This is a genomic window from Collinsella aerofaciens, from assembly GCF_039752775.1.
Classification (GTDB): Bacteria; Actinomycetota; Coriobacteriia; order Coriobacteriales; family Coriobacteriaceae; genus Collinsella; species Collinsella aerofaciens_R.
In genome coordinates this window covers 94,712-113,816 of sequence record NZ_JBDMGT010000002.1, presented here as the reverse complement: position 1 = coordinate 113,816, position 19,105 = coordinate 94,712, and the positions used below count along the sequence as shown (strand labels likewise).

Genomic DNA, 19,105 nt, shown 5'->3' with positions numbered 1-19,105 from the left:
CCATGTTCGGCAATCCCTCGTATCCTACGTATCAGGCCTTTTTGGGACTTGGCATCGCTGCCGCCATTGCGCTGCTGCTTATGCCGTGGTGGATCAAGCTGCTGAAGGTCGAGGGTATCGGCCAACAGGTCCGAGCCGACGGCCCCAAGCGTCATTTGATTAAGCAGGGTACGCCGACCATGGGCGGCGTCATCATCCTTGTCGCGATATCGCTGACCTGCCTGCTGATGGGCAAGCTCACCACCGAGCTCGTGCTCGTGCTGCTTGCCACGCTGGCCACCGGCGTTCTGGGTCTCATCGACGACCTGACCTCCGTCACGCATGGTCGCTCGCTCGGCCTGACGCCTCACGCCAAGATGATCGGTCTGACCATCATCTGCGTCACTTTTACCGTGCTCGCCGTCAATTGGTGCGGCGTCGCCCCCGAGATTCGTTTTCCCGGCGGCCTGACGATTGACCTCGGTGTTCTTTCGACCACCATCTGCGGCCTTTCGTTCCCGTGGCTCTACATTGTATTTTGCTGGCTGATGATCGCCGGTCTTTCCAATGCCGTGAACCTGACCGATGGTCTGGACGGCCTTGCCGGTGGCACTTCCATGATCGCCATGCTCGCCATGGCCGCCATGGCGTTTTTGCACGGTGACGTGAACCTGTCCATCTTCTGCACGGCGTGCGCCGGTGCCTGCCTGGGCTTTTTGTGGTTCAATTGCTACCCGGCGAGCATCTTTATGGGCGATACCGGCTCGCTTGCCCTGGGTGCCGCTTTTGCCTGCACCTCCATCATGACCAACACCGAAGTCGTTTCCCTCATCATCGGCGGTCTGTTTATCGTCGAGACTCTGTCGGTCATGATCCAGGTTGTCTATTTCCACTTTACGCACAAGCGCGTCTTCCTTATGGCGCCCATTCATCATCATTTCGAAAAGAAGGGCTGGGCCGAGACCAAGGTCGTTATCCGTTTTTGGATTATCGCCGCGGCCTTTGGCGCCGTTGGCCTCGCCCTGTTCTTCCAGTTGGGATAGTGGTCTTTCATGCCTCTTGCTGATGTCTTTAGCCTGCTTGTTTTGGGGCAGGGTAAATCCGGTCTCGATGTCGCCCGTTGGGCGTTGGCTCACCCCGAGCGCGTGAGCGCCACGACCGTGTATGGCGGCGGTAGCTCCGAGCCCAATGAAGCCACGCGTGCGCTCGAGGCGCAGGGCGCGTCGTTTGTCTACGGCACCGAGCAGGTCGAGGGTGCCTATGACGTGTGCGTGACATGCCCGGGTATCTCGGAGTTCTCGGCCTTCTTTAAGGCTGGGCGTGAGCATGCCGCTCAGATTATGGGCGAGCCCGAGTTTGCCTATCGCCTGTCTCCCCAAAATTGGATCGCCATCACGGGCACCAACGGCAAGACAACTACCACGTCGCTGACCGATTATCTGCTCAAGGCCGCAGGTGAAGCCAGCGTGGCCGTCGGCAATATCGGCGAGCCGCCGGTGAACGAGATCGACGGCCGCGCACACAATGAGTGGTTTGTGGCCGAGCTGTCGAGTTATCAGATTGCTACGACAGCCGAGCTTCATCCTCGCGTGGCGGTGCTGCTCAACATCACGCCCGACCACCTGGGCTGGCACAAGAGCCACAAGAACTATGCGCTTGCCAAGATCAAGTTGTTCGAGAATATGGTCGACGACGACCTCGTGGTTATCGACGTCGAGGATGCCGGCATCCATGAGTTCGATGAGTACATCTACACACCGGGTCGCCGTATCTGCAAGGTCGCTTTTGACGAGCCCGAGGGTGCAGACGCCGCCTTTGTGCGCGACGGTAAGATGGTCGTGCGCCTGAGGGGTGTCGAGACTCAGCTTGTCGCCACGTCCGAGCTCAAGATCTCGGGCCATCACAATGTCATCAATGCCCTATGTGCCGCCACGGCTGCTCTGGCCGTCGGTGCCGATCCCGAGGGCATTTGCCGCGGTTTGACATCGTTCCAGCCACTCGAACACCGCGTGGAACCCTGTGGCGAGATCGATGGCGTGCGCTACGTCAACGATTCCAAGGCAACGAACACCGATGCAGTCGAAAAGGCCCTGACGGCGTTTCCCGACGACGATGTGATTTTGCTGCTCGGCGGCCACGATAAGGGTACGCCGCTTGCGGACTTTGCCCGCGTCGTTATGGACAACGTGCGCTCGGTCGTTTGCTTTGGCGATGCGCGCGAGCGCTTTACCGCCGCTATGGACGAGGCCGATGTCGATGGTGACGTGGATATCGCCCAGGCCGATGATCTGCGCGATGCCGTTGACGTTGCCCGCTCACTCTCGAGCCGCGGCGACGTGATCCTGCTTTCGCCCGCCTGCTCTTCGTTTGACGAGTTCTCGGGCTACGAGGAGCGCGGTCGCGTGTTTAAGGACTACGTTGTCCAGCTTGCCGCAGCAGCGAAATCGCAAACGGAATAGGGGTTGCCGGTGAGAGAGGAGAGCCCCCGAAGTGATATGAGGAGGCCCGACTCGGACCGTGCTTCCTCGCTGCGTAGCACGCCGCGTTCCGGACGCGGCGGGCAGACGTTCAGTGAGCGCTATATTGCCGGCGTCCCCGCCCGCATCATGCGCCCCCGTTTGATATTTATGGCTTGCCTGTTTAGCTTGGTTTGCTTTGGCTTGCTGATGGTGTACTCGGCATCTTCGGTCGAGGCACTGCACGAGAATGGTTCGGCGACGTTTTTCCTGTTTCGACAAGCCGCGTTTGCCGGAGTTGGCGTGCTGGCTATGGTTGCCATCGTGCGCATCTTGCCGGACAGTTGGTTTGGGGAAGACGTGCTCAGGATCTTCCTCATGGGCATGATAGGGCTACTGGTTCTGGTGTTCTTTATGGGTAGCGGCAGTCGTGGCGCCACGCGCTGGCTCAACATCGCCGGTATTCAGTTCCAGCCGTCTGAGTTTTTAAAGCCGTTCGCCATCGCGTATTCGGCCATCATGCTCGACCGCATCTTTTCGCCCGGCGGCAACATCAACGAGTTTCTTCGCAAGATGGGTGTCTACCTGGGCATTTCGCTCTTTCTGATTTTTGTTCAGCCCGATTTTGGCACCGTTCTGATCATCTTGCTGACCCTCATGTGCATGGCGTTGTTTGCGGGATTGGACCCCAAATATATCGTTTGGACGGTCGTTGCCGGCATCGCCGTCATTGCGATCGCCCTTATCGCCGAGCCGTATCGTATGACGCGTGTCGAGGTTGCTTGGAATCCTTGGGCAGACGAATATGGTGATGGCTATCAGGCCACGCTTGCCATTATGGCGTTTGCCTCGGGCGGCCTGTTCGGTCGCGGTATCGGTAACTCCACCATGAAGTACTCGTATTTGCCCGAGGCGCATAACGACTACATCTTGGCTATTATCGGCGAGGAAGTTGGCTTTATCGGAACCGTGCTGTTCTTCTTGGTGTTCGCGATGCTGATCTACTCGGCGTTTCGTATTGCCGAGCAGGCGACCGACCGTCGCGGAGCACTTATGGCATCGGGTTCCGCGGTCATCCTTGCGGTGCAGTTTTTGATCAACGCGCTGGGCATTCTCAATGTGTTTCCCATGACGGGCAAGCCGCTGCCGTTTATTAGCTACGGCGGCTCGTCGATTATTGTGTCGCTTATGCTCGCCGGTCTGATCCTGCGCGTTTCGTATGAGAGCGCCCGTCGCGATGAATACGACCGTCGCCGCGAGAGCTTTGCCGTTATGGATGAGAGTACCGCCGGCGTGCCCCACGTGCGCGGCGAGCGATCTTCGCGTAACGGCTTTACCGTCCTGGATGGCTCTGCGACCGAGCCGGCAGCCCGTCCGCGTCAGCGAATGGCGCCGCAAGGTCGTCCGCAGCGCCCCACTCCTCGTAATGCGGGCGGTGGATATAATCGAATCGATTTGAATTCGGACCCGTCGGCGCGTTTGCGCACCGATGACCAGGGGCCGCGTGTACGAAGGGATTACCATGACCGATAAGATGACCGTTGCTATTGCAGCTGGCGGCACGGCAGGACATATCAACCCCGCGCTCGCCTTGGCCGAGGAGCTGCGTGACCGCGGTCATCACGTTGTGTTCGTGGGCCAATCGCGCAAGCTCGAGGGCCGTCTGGTTCCCGAGGCCGGATTCGATTTTGTGCCCATCACGGTCACGGGCTTCGATCGCTCCCGTCCCTGGACGGCGTTGACCTCGCTGTGGCGCGTCAACAAGGCGAAGCGTGCGCTTGCCCGTCACTTCTCGAAGGTCGGTAAGCCCGATGCCGCTATCGGCTTTGGTGCTTACGTTGAGGTCCCGCTGCTGGGTTGGTGCAAGGACGCCGGCGTTCCGTATCTGCTGCACGAGCAGAACTCTGTTCCGGGTCTGGCCAATAAGATGATGAACTCACATGCCGCCCGCGTGTGCATTTCGGTACCTGCGGCCCGCGCGGTCTTTGAGCGCGAGGGCGACCCCGACCATGTGCTCATGACGGGCAATCCCGTGCGCCGTTCGGTGATCGAGGGCGATCGCGCCCGCGGTCGCAAGACGCTCGGTGTGCCCGAGGACGCGACGCTTCTGCTCGTCTTTGGTGGTTCACTCGGTGCCCAACATCTCAACGAGCGCGTTGCCTCGCTCAAGAGTGAGCTGCTGACCCGCGAGAATCTCTACATTTTGCATTCGACGGGTGCCGACGGCTTTGAGGAGACCGAGCGCGCTTTGGCGCTGACGCCCGAGGAGGCGAAGCGCTATCGAGTCCAGCCCTACATCGACAACATGGGCGATATGCTGGCTGCGGCCGATTTGGTGCTCTCGCGTTCCGGTGCCTCGAGCGTGGCCGAGATCGCCGCGCTTGCCGTGCCCTCGGTACTCGTGCCGTATCCGCACGCCACGGCCGACCACCAGACCACGAATGCGCGCTACCTGGTCGATGCCGGTGCCGGCGTGCTTTGCGCCGATGCCGATATCGATGCCCCTGCCTTTGCCGACGAGCTTCTGCACCTGATCGATGACGCTGCGGCGCGTGATGCCATGCGTCAGGCGGCGCGTGGCTTGGCCCAGGACCGTGCCGCCGCACTTTTGGCCGACGCGGTAGAGGGATTGCGTTAGTTAGACGGGATATCGCCGGTCGCCCTCGCGCGGATGCGGTAGGTGCGGTACAGTTAATGGGTTACAGGCAGTGTTTACGCAAGGAGTACACGAGCACATGGCTGATTCCCAGACTGCAACCTCCGCGCCCGAGTTCAAGAGCGCCCACTTTATCGGTATCGGCGGCGCCGGCATGAGCGGCATCGCTCTCGTCCTGCACGAGCGCGGTTATACCGTTACCGGTTCTGACCTTAAGACGTCGCGCTATATTCGCCAGCTTACCCGCGCCGGCGTGAAGGTCCATGTGGGCCACGAGGCTGCGACGATCGACGAGGTCAAGCCCGACGTGGTTGTGGTCTCCACCGCTATTCCCGAGTCCAACCCCGAGCTCGTGCGTGCCCGCGAGCTCGGTATTCCCGTGTGGCCCCGTGCCAAGATGCTTTCGGCCCTGGGCCACGGCTACACCACCGTCGCCGTCGCCGGTACTCACGGCAAGACCACGACCTCTTCGATGTGCGCCACCATGCTCGACCGCATGGGTCTGGACCCCAGCTTTTTAATCGGTGGCATTGTCGAGGGCTACGACACCAACGGCAAGAACGGCTCGGGCGACTATTTTGTCGCCGAGGCCGACGAGTCCGACAGCTCGTTCCTGTTCCTGAACCCCAACGTGGTCATCGTGACCAACGTCGAGGCCGACCATCTCGATCATTACTCGGGCATCGAGGAGATCGAGGCCACCTTTGCCAAGTTTATGGGCCTGGTTGGAGAGAGCGGTACCGTCATCGTTTGTGGCGAGGACCCGCATCTGGTCGAGCTCGCCAAGTCGACGGGCCGTCATGTGCTTTCCTATGGCTTTGCCGAGAACAACGACATCGTCTGCGTGCATCCGGATGTCAAGGGCATCCAGAGCGACTTTATCGTTCGCTTTGAGGACGGCACCGAGCACGCTGTCGAGATTAAGAGCAACCCCGGTCGTCACAACATGCTCAACGCCACGGCGGTGCTCACCGTCGCCCATGTCCTGGGCCTTGACATCGACGCCGCCGCCAAGGCGCTCTCGAGCTTTGAGGGCGTCCGCCGTCGCTTTACCCACGTGGGCGATATCGATGGCATCACCGTGGTCGATGATTACGGCCATCACCCCACCGAGATCAAGGCGACGCTTGCTGCTGCTTCGTCGCTGGGCTACAAGCACGTCGACGTCGTGTTCCAGCCGCACCGCTATTCGCGCCTGCAGGCCCTGTGCGACGACTTTGCCGATGCATTTGCCAATGCCGATAAACTGCTGCTGATTGATGTGTTCTCGGCTGGCGAGATGCCCATTCCGGGTGTCACCTCTAAGATGCTCGCCGATACCGTGCGCGCCAAGCATCCTGGCAAGGAGGTCGTGTACTGCTCCAGCCGTCTTGAGCTCAATCAGGAGCTCGAGCAGATGGTGGGCGAGGGCGATCTGCTGCTCACTATGGGTGCCGGTGACGTTACGACCGTCGGCCCCGAGTTCATTGAGTATCTGACTGCCAAGAAAGACGCTTAAGTCTAATGGGTCTGTTTAACGCCGTCATGGCGCTCTCGGGCATGATCGACACGGATGTGATCGAGGACGAGCGCCTTGCGCGTCATACGAGCTATCGTATCGGCGGCAAGGCCGACCTCTTTGTGACGTGCCATAGCTATCATGCCCTCCGCCGCGCCGTGGCGGTGCTCGATCGCGAGCAGGTGCCGTGGGTCATCATCGGTAAGGGCTCCAATCTGCTGGTTGCCGATGGCGGTTATCGCGGTGCCGTCATTTCGCTCGGACGTGAGTTTCAGCGCACGGTTGTTGCCGATGACGGTTGTACGCTGACGGTCGGTGCGGGCGTGATGTTTGCGCGCCTGGTCAACGATGCCCTGTCGCGTAGCCTCTCGGGCCTTGAGTTTGCCGTCGGCATCCCTGGTTCGGTCGGCGGTGCGATATCTATGAATGCCGGCACACGGACCGAGTGGATTGGCTCGCTGGTTGAGGATGTCGTAACGTTTGACCCGGCATCCGGTATCAAGCATTATGCGGGGTCCGAGATCACTTGGGGCTACCGCGAATGTAGCCTTCCCCGCAATGAGATCATCCTCGAGTGCGTGCTCAAGCTTAAACCGGCGCCCAAGGCCGACATTCGCGAGCGCATGGAACGGTACCTGACGAGGCGCAAGCGTACGCAGCCCATGGGTCGCGCATCCTGCGGGTCGGTCTTTCGTAACCCGCCCGATGCGAGTGTGGGCAAGCTTATCGAGGATTGTGGATTAAAGGGTTTTTCGATTGGCGGCGCGGAAGTTTCGCCCGTTCACGCTAATTTTATCGTTAATAACGGAACTGCCTCGGCCGATGACGTTGCCGCGGTTATCAGACATGTGCACGGAAAGGTGAGGGAGGCGTATGGCATCGAGCTCAGACCGGAAGTTAAATTCCTCGGCTTCTAGAGCATCGAAACCCACCTTCCGCCGCGCCGGAGGGCGTTCCGGCGCGCCTGCCAAACCTCAACGCAATACCGTCGCGCACTCTAAGTCTGTCGGGCATGCTCGACAGACCAGTCGTCCGGTTGTCGGCTCGCAGCTCGGTAATCGTCCGGCCGCAAAAAAGTCCTCGCGTCCCTCGGTGACGTCAAAGCCTGTTATGGGCGCCAAGCCTGCCCGTCCTATGGCAACTCCTAAGCCCTCGACAGGAACTAAGGCGGCGCGTCCGAGTCGCACGCTGGGCGCATCGAAACCGCGCTCGCTGACATCGGTGCCGGCTACCGCCAAGAAGCCTTCGGGTAAAAAAGGCGTCAACCCGTTGTCTTCACTTAGGGCGATGACAAATAAAACATCAGACGCCGCTTCTGTCGTTACAGGCAAAGGCAAAATCGTGGGCGGCGTTTTGGCCGTCTTGGCCGTGCTCGTCGTCGTTGCTATCGTGGTGATTAACTCTGGATTGTTTACCGCCACTGATATTCAGATTCAAGGCAGCGAGCATGTGACGAAGCACGATGCTATCCAGCTGATCGATTTGCCCGAGGGAACGTCGCTTTTTAACGTCGATCCCGACCAGATTACCGAGGACCTCAAGCAGAACCCGTGGGTCTCGGGCGTGGATGTCCAGCGTCAGTTCCCACATACGCTCATCATTACGCCGATGGAGCGCAAGGTCATTGCAATTGCCTATATCAGCTCCGATGACCTTGCCTGGGCCATCGGGGATGATGACACCTGGATCGCCCCGCTGTCGACGTCGGTCGAAGTGGATGACCAGGGCAACGTCATCACGACGGGGCAGGGCTCAAATACCCTGACCGGCATTGATGCCGCGCTGGCGCTCGCTAAGCACTATGGCGCGGTGTTGTTGACTGATGTCTCGGCGGATGTCGCTCCGGTTTCCGGCCAGGCGGTGAGCTCCAAGGCCGTTAAGGCTGGCTTGGATTATGTGCGTGGTTTTTCGAGCGAGTTCTTGGGACAAGTCAAGGATATTTCCACGCCTTCGGTCGAAGCCATCTCGGCAAACCTCAATAACGGCATTGAGGTGTCGCTGGGCGATTCGAACGATATCGTCAAGAAGGAGCGCGTAGTCACCAAGCTGCTTTCGCAGGTAGAGGGCGTAACGTATATCAATGTGCGCTCTCCGGGTAACTATACATTTAGGAACGCTCCGACCTCGTAGCGCTGGTTGATGCTTTGTTGAGGGGCCATACCACGCCGTTTATCTGGTTTGTTTGGTTTTCACGGTCAATTATTTGACTGATACGTTCATAATGTGCAAACATAATACGGTTTACCTTTGCATTTACTTTCAACCTGAAGGTTAATGTGCGCAGGGGTCGACCCATGCTATGGCTATAACCTTTGTTCGGAGGACCGACATGCACGAGACAGAGATCAACAACTACCTTGCCGTCATTAAGGTGGTCGGCGTCGGCGGCGGTGGTACCAACGCGGTCAATCGAATGATCGAAGAGGGCATCCGCGGCGTCGAGTTTGTTGCCATCAACACCGATGCTCAGGCACTCGCGATCTCTGATGCCGATATCAAGGTGCACATCGGCACCGACCTTACCCGCGGCCTGGGCGCCGGCGCCAACCCCGAGGTTGGCCGCAAGGCTGCCGATGAGTCCCGCGACGACATTGCCGAGGCGCTCGCTGGCGCCGACATGGTGTTCATCACCTGCGGCGAGGGCGGTGGCACCGGTACCGGCGCTGCTCCCATCGTTGCCGATATCGCGATGAACGAGGTCGGTGCGCTGACCGTCGCCGTCGTGACCAAGCCCTTCACCTTCGAGGGCCGCAAGCGCAAGAAGAGCGCCGAGGAGGGCATTAAGACCCTCTCCGATTGCGTTGACACCATGATTGTCATCCCTAACGATAAGCTGCTCGACATCGCCGAGAAGAAGACCACCATGCTCGAGGCCTTCGCGATTGCCGATGGCGTCCTTTCCCAGGGCACCCAGGGCATCACCGACCTCATCACCGTCCCCGGTATCATCAACCTGGACTTCGCCGATGTTAAGACCATCATGAAGCAGGCCGGTACCGCCATGATGGGTATCGGTACCTCTTCTGGGGATACCCGTGCCGTCGACGCTGCCCAGCAGGCCATCTCCAGCCCGCTGCTCGAGAGCTCCATCGATGGCGCCACGCGCGTGCTGCTCTCCATCGCCGGTTCCAAGGACCTGGGCATCCAGGAGATCAGCGACGCCGCCGACGTTGTTGCCAACGCCGTCGACCCCGAGGCCAACATCATCTTCGGTACCGTTGTCGACGAGTCCCTGGGCGATCAGGTGCGTATCACCGTCATCGCTACGGGCTTCTCCGACTCCAACGTCAACCGTCAGGACGAGCTCTTTGCTGCTCAGCAGTCTCAGAGCAAGGCCGCTGCCTCCGCTGAGCCGCAGCGCACCGCTCCTGCCACGAGCCCGGCTCAGGCCGCTCCGACCCGCAACGTCGGTGGCACCGAGCTTCCTAACTTCGGCAACGATCAGTTCGAGCTTCCCGACTTCCTGAAGCGCGGTAGCTTCTAAGTCGTTCTTTGCATTGTTGTGCACAGGGGCGTGTCCGTATGGACGCGCCCTTTTTATTTCGACTTTGTAAACTAGAACCTCCAATCTCTTTACGTTCCCTTTACGATTGCCTCCAGCGTAGCAGGTATCCTTTTAGAGAAGTATGACAGCCGTATAAACGCGGGCTGTAGCGGCGATGCCGCGGTACTTGTGTTATTAGGAGGCTTTAGTATGGCAGCACGTGCGGACAAAGTTTCGCGTGTCGACCATGATGGAGTTACGTTGGTGGAGGGCGCGACATCCGATGTTCGCTTTGCCTTCACCGAGCGCGCCGGTGGCGTTTCCGAAGATGCGTACTCCTCACTCAACTTGGGCTCGCATGTTGGCGATGATCCCTTTGCTGTTCAAGAAAATCGTCGCCGCGCACTCGAGGCTATGGGTGCCGCGGAGTGCGAGCACAACCTGCTCGTTCCCAATCAGGTCCATGGTGACCATATCTTTGCGGTGACCTCGAATGGCGCCGATGACCTTGAGGACGTCCGCGAGCAGATTGCCGCGGGCTGCGATGCCATCGTCTGTACGGCGCATAACGTGCCCGTGCTGCTCTGCTTTGCCGACTGCGTTCCCGTGGTGCTGGTGGCCCCTGGCGGATTTGCCGTGGTGCACTCCGGTTGGAAGGGCACGATTGCACGTATTTCTGCCAAGGCGTGCCAGGCGCTTTGCGATGCTGCCGGCTGCGATGCGGGCGACGTTTCCGCCTATATCGGCCCCCATATCTTGGGTGACGAATATGAGGTATCCCAGGAACTCATGGATCGCTTTGCCGCCGAGTTCTCTTGCATCGATGCGAGTACCTCTCGCATGCTCGATCTTTCCGCTGCCATTCGCGAGGCGCTGGTAGATGTCGGTGTCGACGCGGATGATATCGTGGATACCCAGCTTTCGACCGTGCGTCAGAACGACCGCTTTTATTCCTACCGTAACGAGGACGGCACCTGTGGGCGCCATGCTGCGATCGGCGTGATGCTATGAGAAAGATCGTATCGGTCCTGAGCGCCGCTGTGCTTACACTTACGCTGTGTGCCTGTTCTTCGGGATCTTCTACCTCTTCCATTACCGTCGCTGGCTCCACGACCTGCCTTCCTATCGCCGAGATTGCGGCCGAGGGCTTTAAGGAGGAGACCGGCATCGACGTGCTCGTTTCCGGTTTGGGTTCTTCCGCTGGCATCGAGGCCGTCAGCGCCGGAACGGCCGATATCGCCAGCTCCTCCCGTGGGCTCAATGCCGACGAACAGGATCTGGGCCTGACCCCCATCGTAATTGCCCACGACGGTATCGCGGTCATCGTGAACGACGATAACCCGGTCGATAACCTCTCGACCGAGCAGCTCCGCGATATCTACGCCGGCAAGATTACCAATTGGAAAGAGGTCGGTGGCGAGGACCTGAGGATTCAGGTCATCAACCGAGACGAGGCGTCCGGTACGCGCGAGGCCTTCCGTACCATCGTGATGGATGGCACGCCGTTCGATCGCCGCTCGGCTGTTCTTTCGGGTACGGGCCAGGTGCGCGACGTGGTATCTCGTTCGCGTGGGGCCATCGGCTACATTTCGCTGGGCTTCGTCGATAGCCTCAACGCCAAGACCTCGGTCAAGGCCGTCTCGGTCAATCATGTTGAGGCGTCCGAGAAGACGGTCGCGAGTGGCGGCTATCCCATCTCGCGCGACCTTTACTTCTTTGTGAAGGGTGCGCCTTCGCAGCAGGCGCAGGATTACATCGACTATGTGACGTCCGAAAAGATGGACAAGCAGATTCGCGAGGCGGGCTTTATTCCCGTCACCAACGACGAGAAGGGGAGTGAGTAGCATGGAAGCACAGGAAAACTCCCAGACTGAGCAGAATGTTCAGACGCCCAAGAAGCGCGAGCTGGCGCTCGTATCGCGCAGTACCTATATCAAGGAGAAGGCGCTGCAGTGGATCTTCTTTGCCTGCGCGTTCTTGGCGGTCGTTACCGTCATCCTGATTTTTGTCTTTACCACGTACTCGGCGCTGCCCGTCTTTACTGACATCGGTCTGGCGGACTTCTTTAGCTTTACGTGGGCGCCTTCCGAGGGCCACTACGGCATCTTGTCGCTGCTTGCCGGCTCGGGTCTGGTGACCGTCGGTGCGCTCGCCATGGGCGTGCCGCTGGGCGTGGGTACGGCCGTTTACCTGGTCGAGATTGCCAGCAAGCGCGTGCGCAAGCTCATCAGCCCCGCCGTTGACCTGCTGGCGGGCATACCCTCCATCATCTACGGCTTCTTTGGCATGATCATCATCCGCCCGTTTATCGCACAACTGACCGGTGGTCTTGGTTTTGGTGCGCTGACAGCGTGGTTCGTGCTCGCCATCATGATCGTCCCTACCATCACGACGCTTACCATCGATGCCCTCAATTCCATTCCCATGGGCATTCGCGAGGCATCGTATGCCATGGGTGCTACTAAGTGGCAGACCATCTATAAGGTCGTGCTACCTGCCGCCAAACTGGGTATCGTTGATGCCATCGTGCTGGGTATGGGCCGTGCCATCGGTGAGACCATGGCCGTGCTCATGGTCGTGGGTAACGCTCCGGTTATTCCCGACAGCATTGCGAGCCCCATCTCGACGCTCACGAGCCAGATCGCGCTCGACATGAGCTATTCCTCGGGCCTGCACCGCTCGGCTCTGTTCGGCATGGGCGTGGTCCTGTTTATCATCTCCGCCATGCTGGTGGGCATCGTCCGTCTGATTTCCAAGAAGAAGAGGGGGTAGGCTATGTCCGATTCCGTTGACACGACGGTCGATACGACCTCGTCGCGCGAGCGCATCAAGCGTGCCCTTTCCCACGGTAAGAAGGGCCGTATCAACAAGGACCTGTCAAACAAGATCATGCTCGGCGTGTTCCGCGCCGCGGCCTACATCACCACGCTTGTGCTGGTCGCTATCATCGCCTACGTGGTTGTTAATGGCTTACCGCATATTTCGCTCGACTTTATCTTCGGTTGGCCCCAGGGTGTCAACGCCGAGGGCGGCATTTGGCCTACGATTGTCTCGACCATCTACGTGACGGCGCTCGCCATGCTCATCTGTACGCCGGTCGCCGTGCTAGCGGCCGTCTATCTGGCCGAGTACGCCAAACAGGGCAAGGTCGTCGAGCTCATCCGTTATGCTGCCGATGCTTTGGCCTCGGTGCCCTCCATCGTTATGGGTCTCTTTGGCTACGCCTTGTTTGTCGAGGCCATGGGCCTGGGCCTTTCGATGGTCTCGGCTGCCCTGGCGCTGGCGCTTCTGATGCTGCCTATCGTCATGCGCACCACCGAGGAGGCTATTCGCGCCGTGCCGCGCTATATCCGTTGGGGCGCATATGGCTTGGGCGCCACTAAGTGGCAGGTCGTTTCCAAGATCGTGCTTCCTTCCGCCTTTGGCCGCATCGCCACCGGCATCGTCCTTGCCATCGGCCGTGCCATCGGCGAGACCGCGGTTGTACTTTACACCATGGGCCAGGCCATCAATCTACCTATTTCGCCGCTCGATTCCGGCCGCCCCATGACGGTCCATCTGTACCTGCTTGCCAACGACGGCATCAACATGAACGCAGCCTACGGCACCGCGCTCTTGCTGATGGTGATCATTTTGGCCTTCAACCTGTTTGCGCGCTTCCTGTCGCGCAAGCGTCGCTAGTTAAGGAGTCCCATGTCCGTTTATCAGTCCGCTCCCACGTTGGAGCAAGCGGCCATTACGGCCAAGGATTTCAACTTTTGGTACGGTGACTTTCATGCGCTGACGGGGCTTGACCTCAACATTGCCAAAAACGCCATCACCTCCTTCATTGGCCCTTCGGGCTGCGGCAAATCGACGTTTCTGCGCTGCATCAACCGCATGAATGACCTGATCGAGGGTACGCGCGTCGAGGGCACCATGACGCTCGACGGCAATGATATCTATGCCGAGGGCGTCGACCCGGTCGATCTCCGTCGCCGCGTGGGCATGATCTTTCAGCAGCCCAATCCGTTTCCCAAATCCATCTACGAGAATGTCGCTTTTGGCCCTCGTCTGCAGGGCGTGACTAGCAAAAGTGACCTCGATGACATCGTGGAAGAATCGCTCAAGCGCGCCAACCTCTGGAAAGAGGTATCCAATCAGCTCAACAAGGATGGTTTGGCGCTCTCGGGCGGTCAGCAGCAGCGTCTGTGCATCGCGCGCGTGCTTGCGGTGCAACCCGATGTCCTCCTGATGGACGAGCCCTGCTCCGCCATCGACCCCACGTCTGTCTCTAAGGTCGAGGATCTGATGGCCGAGCTGGCGCCCGAGATGACGATCATCATCGTCACGCATTCAATGCAGCAGGCAGCTCGTATTAGCGACTACACCGCATTTTTCTTGCAGGAAGTTGCCGGCGAGCCCGCCACGCTCATCGAGTATGGTCAAACCGACGCGATCTTCACCAGTCCGGTGGACTCGCGGACGGAAGACTATATCACCGGCCGCTTTGGCTGATCGGTGCGACTAGTCCCAAGCCGATCGGATCTGGTCCGGTGCGTATTCACTGTGCGGGCGGCATGACCGCACCCAACTGATTGGAGTGAACCATGCGTAAACTGTTTTCCCGTCAGCTCATCGAGGCCCGCCACGAGATGCTGAGCATCTACGAGGCCGTCGATCTGGCCCTCCACGATGCCGTTAAGGCCTATGTGACCGACGACCGCAAGCTCGCCACCAAGACCAAGAAGCGCACGCTTTCGATTGACGCGCGCTGCGCTAACTTGGAGGCCGTGTGCTACAACCTGATCGCCACGCAGTCACCGGTCGCCTCCGACTTCCGCCTGCTTCAGACGATCATCTACGTCGACTTTAACCTGCAGCGCATGACCGATAAGGTCCGTCAGATCTGCCGCGCCACGCGTCATATGATCAAGGCCGACATCTCGCTGCCCAAGGAGCTTGTCGGCACGGTCGAGGCCGAGGCTGAGGCCGTCTACCAGGTGCTGGGCTCTTCGCTTTCCGCGCTCGTCACGAATGATATGTCCATCATCTGCAACTTGGCCGTCGAGGACGAGCCAGTGCACGCCGCCTACGAGAAGTTTTTCCGCACCTTTAACCGTATGGATACGGGCGACTTTATGGACGACGACAGCAACTATGACGACCTGCGCCGCGCCATCATGGTATCGCGCTATCTCGATCGCATCGCCTCGATTTCCATCGATGCCGCCTGCCGTCTGACCTTCCTGTTGACCGGACAGCGTATGACTGCCGGTGATATCGCCTGCACTGATGAGGATGAGCTCGAGAGCATGCGTGTGCCTTCGGGCGAGGGTGTTATCATGAGGCCCGCCGTCGACGCGCGCTACGTTGCCAAGGTGCCCGTTAGCGAGGTCAGCGAGGGTCTTCGCTACCTGCTCGATCATCTTGAGGACGAGGACGATGGCGAGGACGACGAGGAGTAAGTAACCCCGTTCGTCGAAAGATTGTAAATACCTAAGTGAGCGCGGCCTTGCACATGCGGGGCCGCGCTCTTGCGTTAGCATGGGACTACTTGTTTGGCTGTCAGCGGAGGCGATTGGCAATGGATAACTATTTGGACTTGATGCGCGCTCGCCGCGAGCAGATTCTGGAACGTTTTTATGCGGCGCTCGATCGCGCAGGCCGTCCCCACGACGCCGCGCGCCTCATTGCCGTGTCCAAGACCGTTGGTGTCGATGAGACCGTTGCCGCCATCCAGGCGGGGTATCGCCATTTTGCCGAGAACCGCCCGCAGGAGCTGGTTCGCAAGCTCACGGGTCTGGCGGAGCATCCGGAGCTGCCCGAGGTGCGCTTCGATATGATCGGCAACCTGCAGACCAATAAGATCAATGCGGTGCTGGGCTCAGCCGAGCTGATTCACTCGGTGGGTTCGCTGCATCTGGCGCAGGCGATCTCGAGCCGTGCTGTCCGCAAGATTGAGGCAGGCGAGCTCGCCGGCCCCCAGCGTGTGCTCATCGAGGTCAATGTGAGTGGTGAGGAGTCGAAGGGAGGCTTTTCGCCCGATGAGATTCGCGCCGCCGCGGGTGAGCTTGCGGAACTTGAGGGAATTTGCGTGCAGGGGCTTATGACTATGGCGCCCCGGGGGAATAAGGATGTGGCACGCCGCACCTTTGCGGGGCTTCGTGAGCTGAGGGATGAGCTGGAGGCGGCGCATCCCGATTTGAACCTGCCTGAGCTTTCCTGCGGCATGAGCGAGGACTTTGAGTCTGCCCTTGAGGAGGGCTCTACGCTCGTTCGCCTGGGCAGGGTAGTATTTAGCCCGGAGTTTGCAGTAAAATAAGGCTCTGAAGTGCGCACTGATTATCGGGGCGCCTGCACTAAACCGCGAGAGGACACAACCATGGGCTTCCTTGACGAGATTAAAAATAAGATGCACCTGGGCGGCCAGCAGGGTTACGACCAGGGTTATGGCCAGGACGACGACTACGGCTACGATGACGGCTATGACGATAGTTATCAGGGCAACGGCTACAGCGGTGCTTCGGGCGAGGGCTTCTACACCCAAGACGAGCCGAGCAACGGCCTGCTTGGTCAGACGCGCCGCGGTGAAGCTGAGTCGGTTGCCGTGTATACGCGCTCCGGTCAGCTGGTCGGCGATGACTCCCGCCATGCCACGACGTATAATCCGCCTTCGCGCTCGCAGGACAGTGTTGCGAGCGGTTATCGTCCTGGTGCCTATGACACGCCGTCGAGCTACGCCGAGAACACCCGCGCCCGTGCCGCCGCTGCGCCCGCGCCTGCACCGAGCGATGCCTCGGCCTATGCGAGCAATATCATCAACGCCACACCGCAGCTGCCGGCCTATGTCCTGCGCCCCGAGAGCTATGACGACGTGGAGACCGTGGTGCGCCGCGTTCGCACCAAGCAGCCTGTCGCACTGATTTTTGTGGGCGTACGCACCGAAGTTGCCAAGCGCGTCTTGGACTTCTCTTACGGCTTTGCCTGCGGTCTGGGTGCCACGGTCAAGGAGGTGGGCGACCGCGTGTTCATGGTGCTGCCCGCCGGTTGCGAGGTCAAAGATTCCGATCTCAAGAAGCTTCGTGCCGACGGCTACCTCAAGTAAAGACAAGACGAGGAGATTCCCATCAACATCTACACTATCGTCCAGCTGGTCAACACGCTGTTCAACTTCTATTCCACGCTCATTATCGTCTACTGCTTTATGACGTGGATTCCCATGAAGCAGGGTGGTTTGCTTCAGGATATTGCCGCGGTGCTTGATAGCGTGTGCGGTCCGTGGCTTAACCTGTTCCGTCGTTTCATCCCGCCGATGGGCGGTATCGATTTTTCGCCGGTCGTTGCGATTATTGCGTTGCAGTTGGTGCAGAGGCTGGTTCTGCAGCTTCTTATAGGTATACTCGTGTAGAACTGACTTAGTAACTTACGTCGGGCGTGTAGCGCCGAGGCGATGAAAAAGGAGACTTGTTATGGCTATTACCCCTGCAGACATCCAGGCTCAGACTTTCTCTGAGGCCAAGCGTGGCTACGATCCTGCTGAGGTCGACGTCTTCTTGGAGACGCTGTCCTCCGAGGTTGACGCTATGCTCGCTAAGATCGTCGACCTTAAGGGTCGTCTGACTGCTACCGAGCAGCAGCTTGCCGATGCGCAGGCTCAGCTTGCCCAGGCTCAGGATGCCACCGCCCAGGCCGCTCCTGCCGCCCCCGTGGCTGCTCCCGCCCCTGACTTCTCCGCTCAGGAGCGCCAGATTTCCGCTGCCTTGATCGCTGCCCAGCAGACCGCTGAGACCATCGTCAACGATGCCAACGAGAACGCTGAGCGTATCCGCAACGAGGCTGACGCCAAGGCCCGCGAGGTTATCCGCCAGGCTCTGACTGAGAAGCAGGCCGAGCTCGAGGAGATCGATCGTCTCAAGGCTTCCCGTGAGGAGTTCAAGGCCGAGTATCTCAAGCTCATCCAGCACTTCATGGACGATGCCCAGAACTCCTTCCCGGCCGATCTCATGGCCTCCACACCGGTCGGTTCTGCCGCTTCTCCTGCGGTGACTGTTCCCGCCGAGCCGCTGCCCGTCGCTGACCCGGTTGTCCCCGTGGCCGATCCCTTCGCCCCGATCGACAACTTCGCTGCCGACGACCTGGACTAACATTCGGCCTACAATTTAGTGCCTAGAAAGGACCCGCAGCTTGCGGGTCCTTTTTTATGACTGTACCGGGGCGCGCAACATAAAAAACCGAGCCCTGCACATGGTGGCGCAGAACTCGGCGAACCGGTGAGCGGTCAAGGATAGGTTTTAGGGCATGTCCCAAAATCTACTTGAGGAGGAAGTCGGAGAGGGGAATGGTACGGGCCTCGCGATGCTCGGGATCGGCGATGTGGTCGGCAGGATATCCACAGACGAGCATGTGATAGGGATAGACGCCCTTGGGCAGATTGAACTGCTCCTGTGCCACCCCAGGCTTAAAATGGCATACCCAGCACGTTCCCAGGCCCTGCTCGGTGGCCTCCATCATCATCTGATCGCAGACGATCGAAGTATCGATGGCACTCGAGTTCATCTGATCATACGGGCGCACCCAGGCATCATCGGTAACGCTGCAAATAAGGAAGATAAGCGGAGCGCCAAAGATAGACCCATCACGAGCAAACCGAGGCTGACAAGCAGCAGCCTTCTCCAGAAGCTCAGGCGTATCCAACACCATCACACGGGTTGGATGGTTATTACAAGCAGAAGGAGCAATACGCCCAGCCTCAACAATGGCATCCACAACAGCTTGCTCAACAGAACGATCCTGAAATTCACGACAAGAATACCGACCCCGAGCCAGATCCAAATAAGACATACAAGCCCTCCAACAATTAAAAATCAAACAAACCCAAAGTAACCCAAACAGTACCCAAAGCAGCAATCAGCCAAACGCTCATCGAGGGCCAAAGTGTCCGAACGGATACCAAAGGTCCCTTCAGCCAAACCCCCATTGCGCTATAACTATCAGCCAAAGTTCCCAATGGTGGTACGTAAGGGAGCGGGCCCGGCCACTAATAACCTTTT

At 59.3% G+C, this 19,105-nt stretch carries 19 protein-coding genes; 18 read left to right on the top strand and 1 reads right to left on the bottom strand.

Annotated features, from left to right (window positions below; all coding sequences use genetic code 11):
• Positions 1-2: 2 nt before the first annotated feature.
• The 18 genes from mraY (at position 3) to ABHR63_RS01255 (ending at position 18,199) form a co-directional block, all read left to right on the top strand.
• Positions 3-1,022: a phospho-N-acetylmuramoyl-pentapeptide-transferase gene (gene mraY / locus ABHR63_RS01340; RefSeq protein ID WP_117746963.1), complete on the top strand. Its 1,020-nt coding sequence runs from the start codon at positions 3-5 to the stop codon at positions 1,020-1,022.
• 9 nt (positions 1,023-1,031) lie between these two features.
• The gene (gene murD, locus ABHR63_RS01335; RefSeq protein ID WP_346964901.1) at positions 1,032-2,438 is read left to right on the top strand and encodes a UDP-N-acetylmuramoyl-L-alanine--D-glutamate ligase; all 1,407 of its coding nucleotides are present in this window, start codon (positions 1,032-1,034) and stop codon (positions 2,436-2,438) included.
• A 9-nt stretch (positions 2,439-2,447) separates the two neighbouring features.
• On the top strand, positions 2,448-3,968 hold the full coding sequence (ftsW, locus tag ABHR63_RS01330; protein WP_346964902.1) for a putative lipid II flippase FtsW: 1,521 nt from the start codon (positions 2,448-2,450) through the stop codon (positions 3,966-3,968).
• The gene (murG, locus tag ABHR63_RS01325) at positions 3,958-5,073 is read left to right on the top strand and encodes an undecaprenyldiphospho-muramoylpentapeptide beta-N-acetylglucosaminyltransferase (protein ID WP_320677659.1); all 1,116 of its coding nucleotides are present in this window, start codon (positions 3,958-3,960) and stop codon (positions 5,071-5,073) included. The genes ftsW and murG overlap by 11 nt, the downstream gene beginning before the upstream one ends.
• A gap of 97 nt (positions 5,074-5,170) precedes the next feature.
• Complete coding sequence (gene murC / locus ABHR63_RS01320) at positions 5,171-6,589, top strand: UDP-N-acetylmuramate--L-alanine ligase (protein ID WP_346964903.1); 1,419 nt, start codon at positions 5,171-5,173, stop codon at positions 6,587-6,589.
• 5 nt (positions 6,590-6,594) lie between these two features.
• Positions 6,595-7,506, top strand: a complete 912-nt coding sequence (gene murB / locus ABHR63_RS01315) for a UDP-N-acetylmuramate dehydrogenase (protein ID WP_006234257.1) — start codon at positions 6,595-6,597, stop codon at positions 7,504-7,506.
• A gap of 424 nt (positions 7,507-7,930) precedes the next feature.
• The gene (locus ABHR63_RS01310; protein ID WP_022094490.1) at positions 7,931-8,719 is read left to right on the top strand and encodes a cell division protein FtsQ/DivIB; all 789 of its coding nucleotides are present in this window, start codon (positions 7,931-7,933) and stop codon (positions 8,717-8,719) included.
• A gap of 199 nt (positions 8,720-8,918) precedes the next feature.
• Positions 8,919-10,073, top strand: coding sequence for a cell division protein FtsZ (gene ftsZ, locus ABHR63_RS01305; protein WP_022094491.1), 1,155 nt, complete (start codon positions 8,919-8,921; stop codon positions 10,071-10,073).
• Positions 10,074-10,283: 210 nt separating this feature from the next.
• Complete coding sequence (locus ABHR63_RS01300; protein ID WP_346964905.1) at positions 10,284-11,084, top strand: purine nucleoside phosphorylase YfiH/LACC1 family protein; 801 nt, start codon at positions 10,284-10,286, stop codon at positions 11,082-11,084.
• On the top strand, positions 11,081-11,917 hold the full coding sequence (locus ABHR63_RS01295) for a phosphate ABC transporter substrate-binding protein (RefSeq protein ID WP_055251678.1): 837 nt from the start codon (positions 11,081-11,083) through the stop codon (positions 11,915-11,917). Before ABHR63_RS01300 ends, ABHR63_RS01295 begins: the two co-directional genes overlap by 4 nt.
• 1 nt (position 11,918) lies before the next feature.
• The gene (gene pstC / locus ABHR63_RS01290) at positions 11,919-12,845 is read left to right on the top strand and encodes a phosphate ABC transporter permease subunit PstC (RefSeq protein ID WP_346964906.1); all 927 of its coding nucleotides are present in this window, start codon (positions 11,919-11,921) and stop codon (positions 12,843-12,845) included.
• Between the two features lie 3 nt (positions 12,846-12,848).
• Positions 12,849-13,754, top strand: a complete 906-nt coding sequence (pstA, locus tag ABHR63_RS01285) for a phosphate ABC transporter permease PstA (RefSeq protein WP_316364742.1) — start codon at positions 12,849-12,851, stop codon at positions 13,752-13,754.
• 12 nt (positions 13,755-13,766) lie between these two features.
• Positions 13,767-14,570 carry a phosphate ABC transporter ATP-binding protein PstB gene (gene pstB / locus ABHR63_RS01280; protein ID WP_089571588.1) on the top strand — a complete coding sequence of 268 codons (804 nt, stop codon included), beginning with the start codon at positions 13,767-13,769 and terminating at the stop codon, positions 14,568-14,570.
• A 92-nt stretch (positions 14,571-14,662) separates the two neighbouring features.
• Positions 14,663-15,520, top strand: coding sequence for a phosphate signaling complex PhoU family protein (locus ABHR63_RS01275; protein ID WP_346964907.1), 858 nt, complete (start codon positions 14,663-14,665; stop codon positions 15,518-15,520).
• 119 nt (positions 15,521-15,639) lie between these two features.
• Positions 15,640-16,377, top strand: a complete 738-nt coding sequence (locus ABHR63_RS01270; protein ID WP_148332193.1) for a YggS family pyridoxal phosphate-dependent enzyme — start codon at positions 15,640-15,642, stop codon at positions 16,375-16,377.
• 60 nt (positions 16,378-16,437) lie between these two features.
• Positions 16,438-17,160, top strand: a complete 723-nt coding sequence (locus ABHR63_RS01265; protein ID WP_055251691.1) for a cell division protein SepF — start codon at positions 16,438-16,440, stop codon at positions 17,158-17,160.
• A 15-nt stretch (positions 17,161-17,175) separates the two neighbouring features.
• Entirely contained in the window at positions 17,176-17,463 is a 288-nt protein-coding gene (locus ABHR63_RS01260) for a YggT family protein (RefSeq protein WP_338404614.1), read from the top strand.
• Positions 17,464-17,524: 61 nt separating this feature from the next.
• On the top strand, positions 17,525-18,199 hold the full coding sequence (locus tag ABHR63_RS01255) for a DivIVA domain-containing protein (RefSeq protein WP_346964908.1): 675 nt from the start codon (positions 17,525-17,527) through the stop codon (positions 18,197-18,199).
• 166 nt (positions 18,200-18,365) lie between these two features.
• On the opposite strand, the gene ABHR63_RS01250 is transcribed toward ABHR63_RS01255, so the two are convergent.
• Positions 18,366-18,896 carry a nitroreductase family protein gene (locus ABHR63_RS01250; protein ID WP_138112199.1) on the bottom strand — a complete coding sequence of 177 codons (531 nt, stop codon included), beginning with the start codon at positions 18,894-18,896 and terminating at the stop codon, positions 18,366-18,368.
• Between the last annotated feature and the right edge of the window lie 209 nt (positions 18,897-19,105).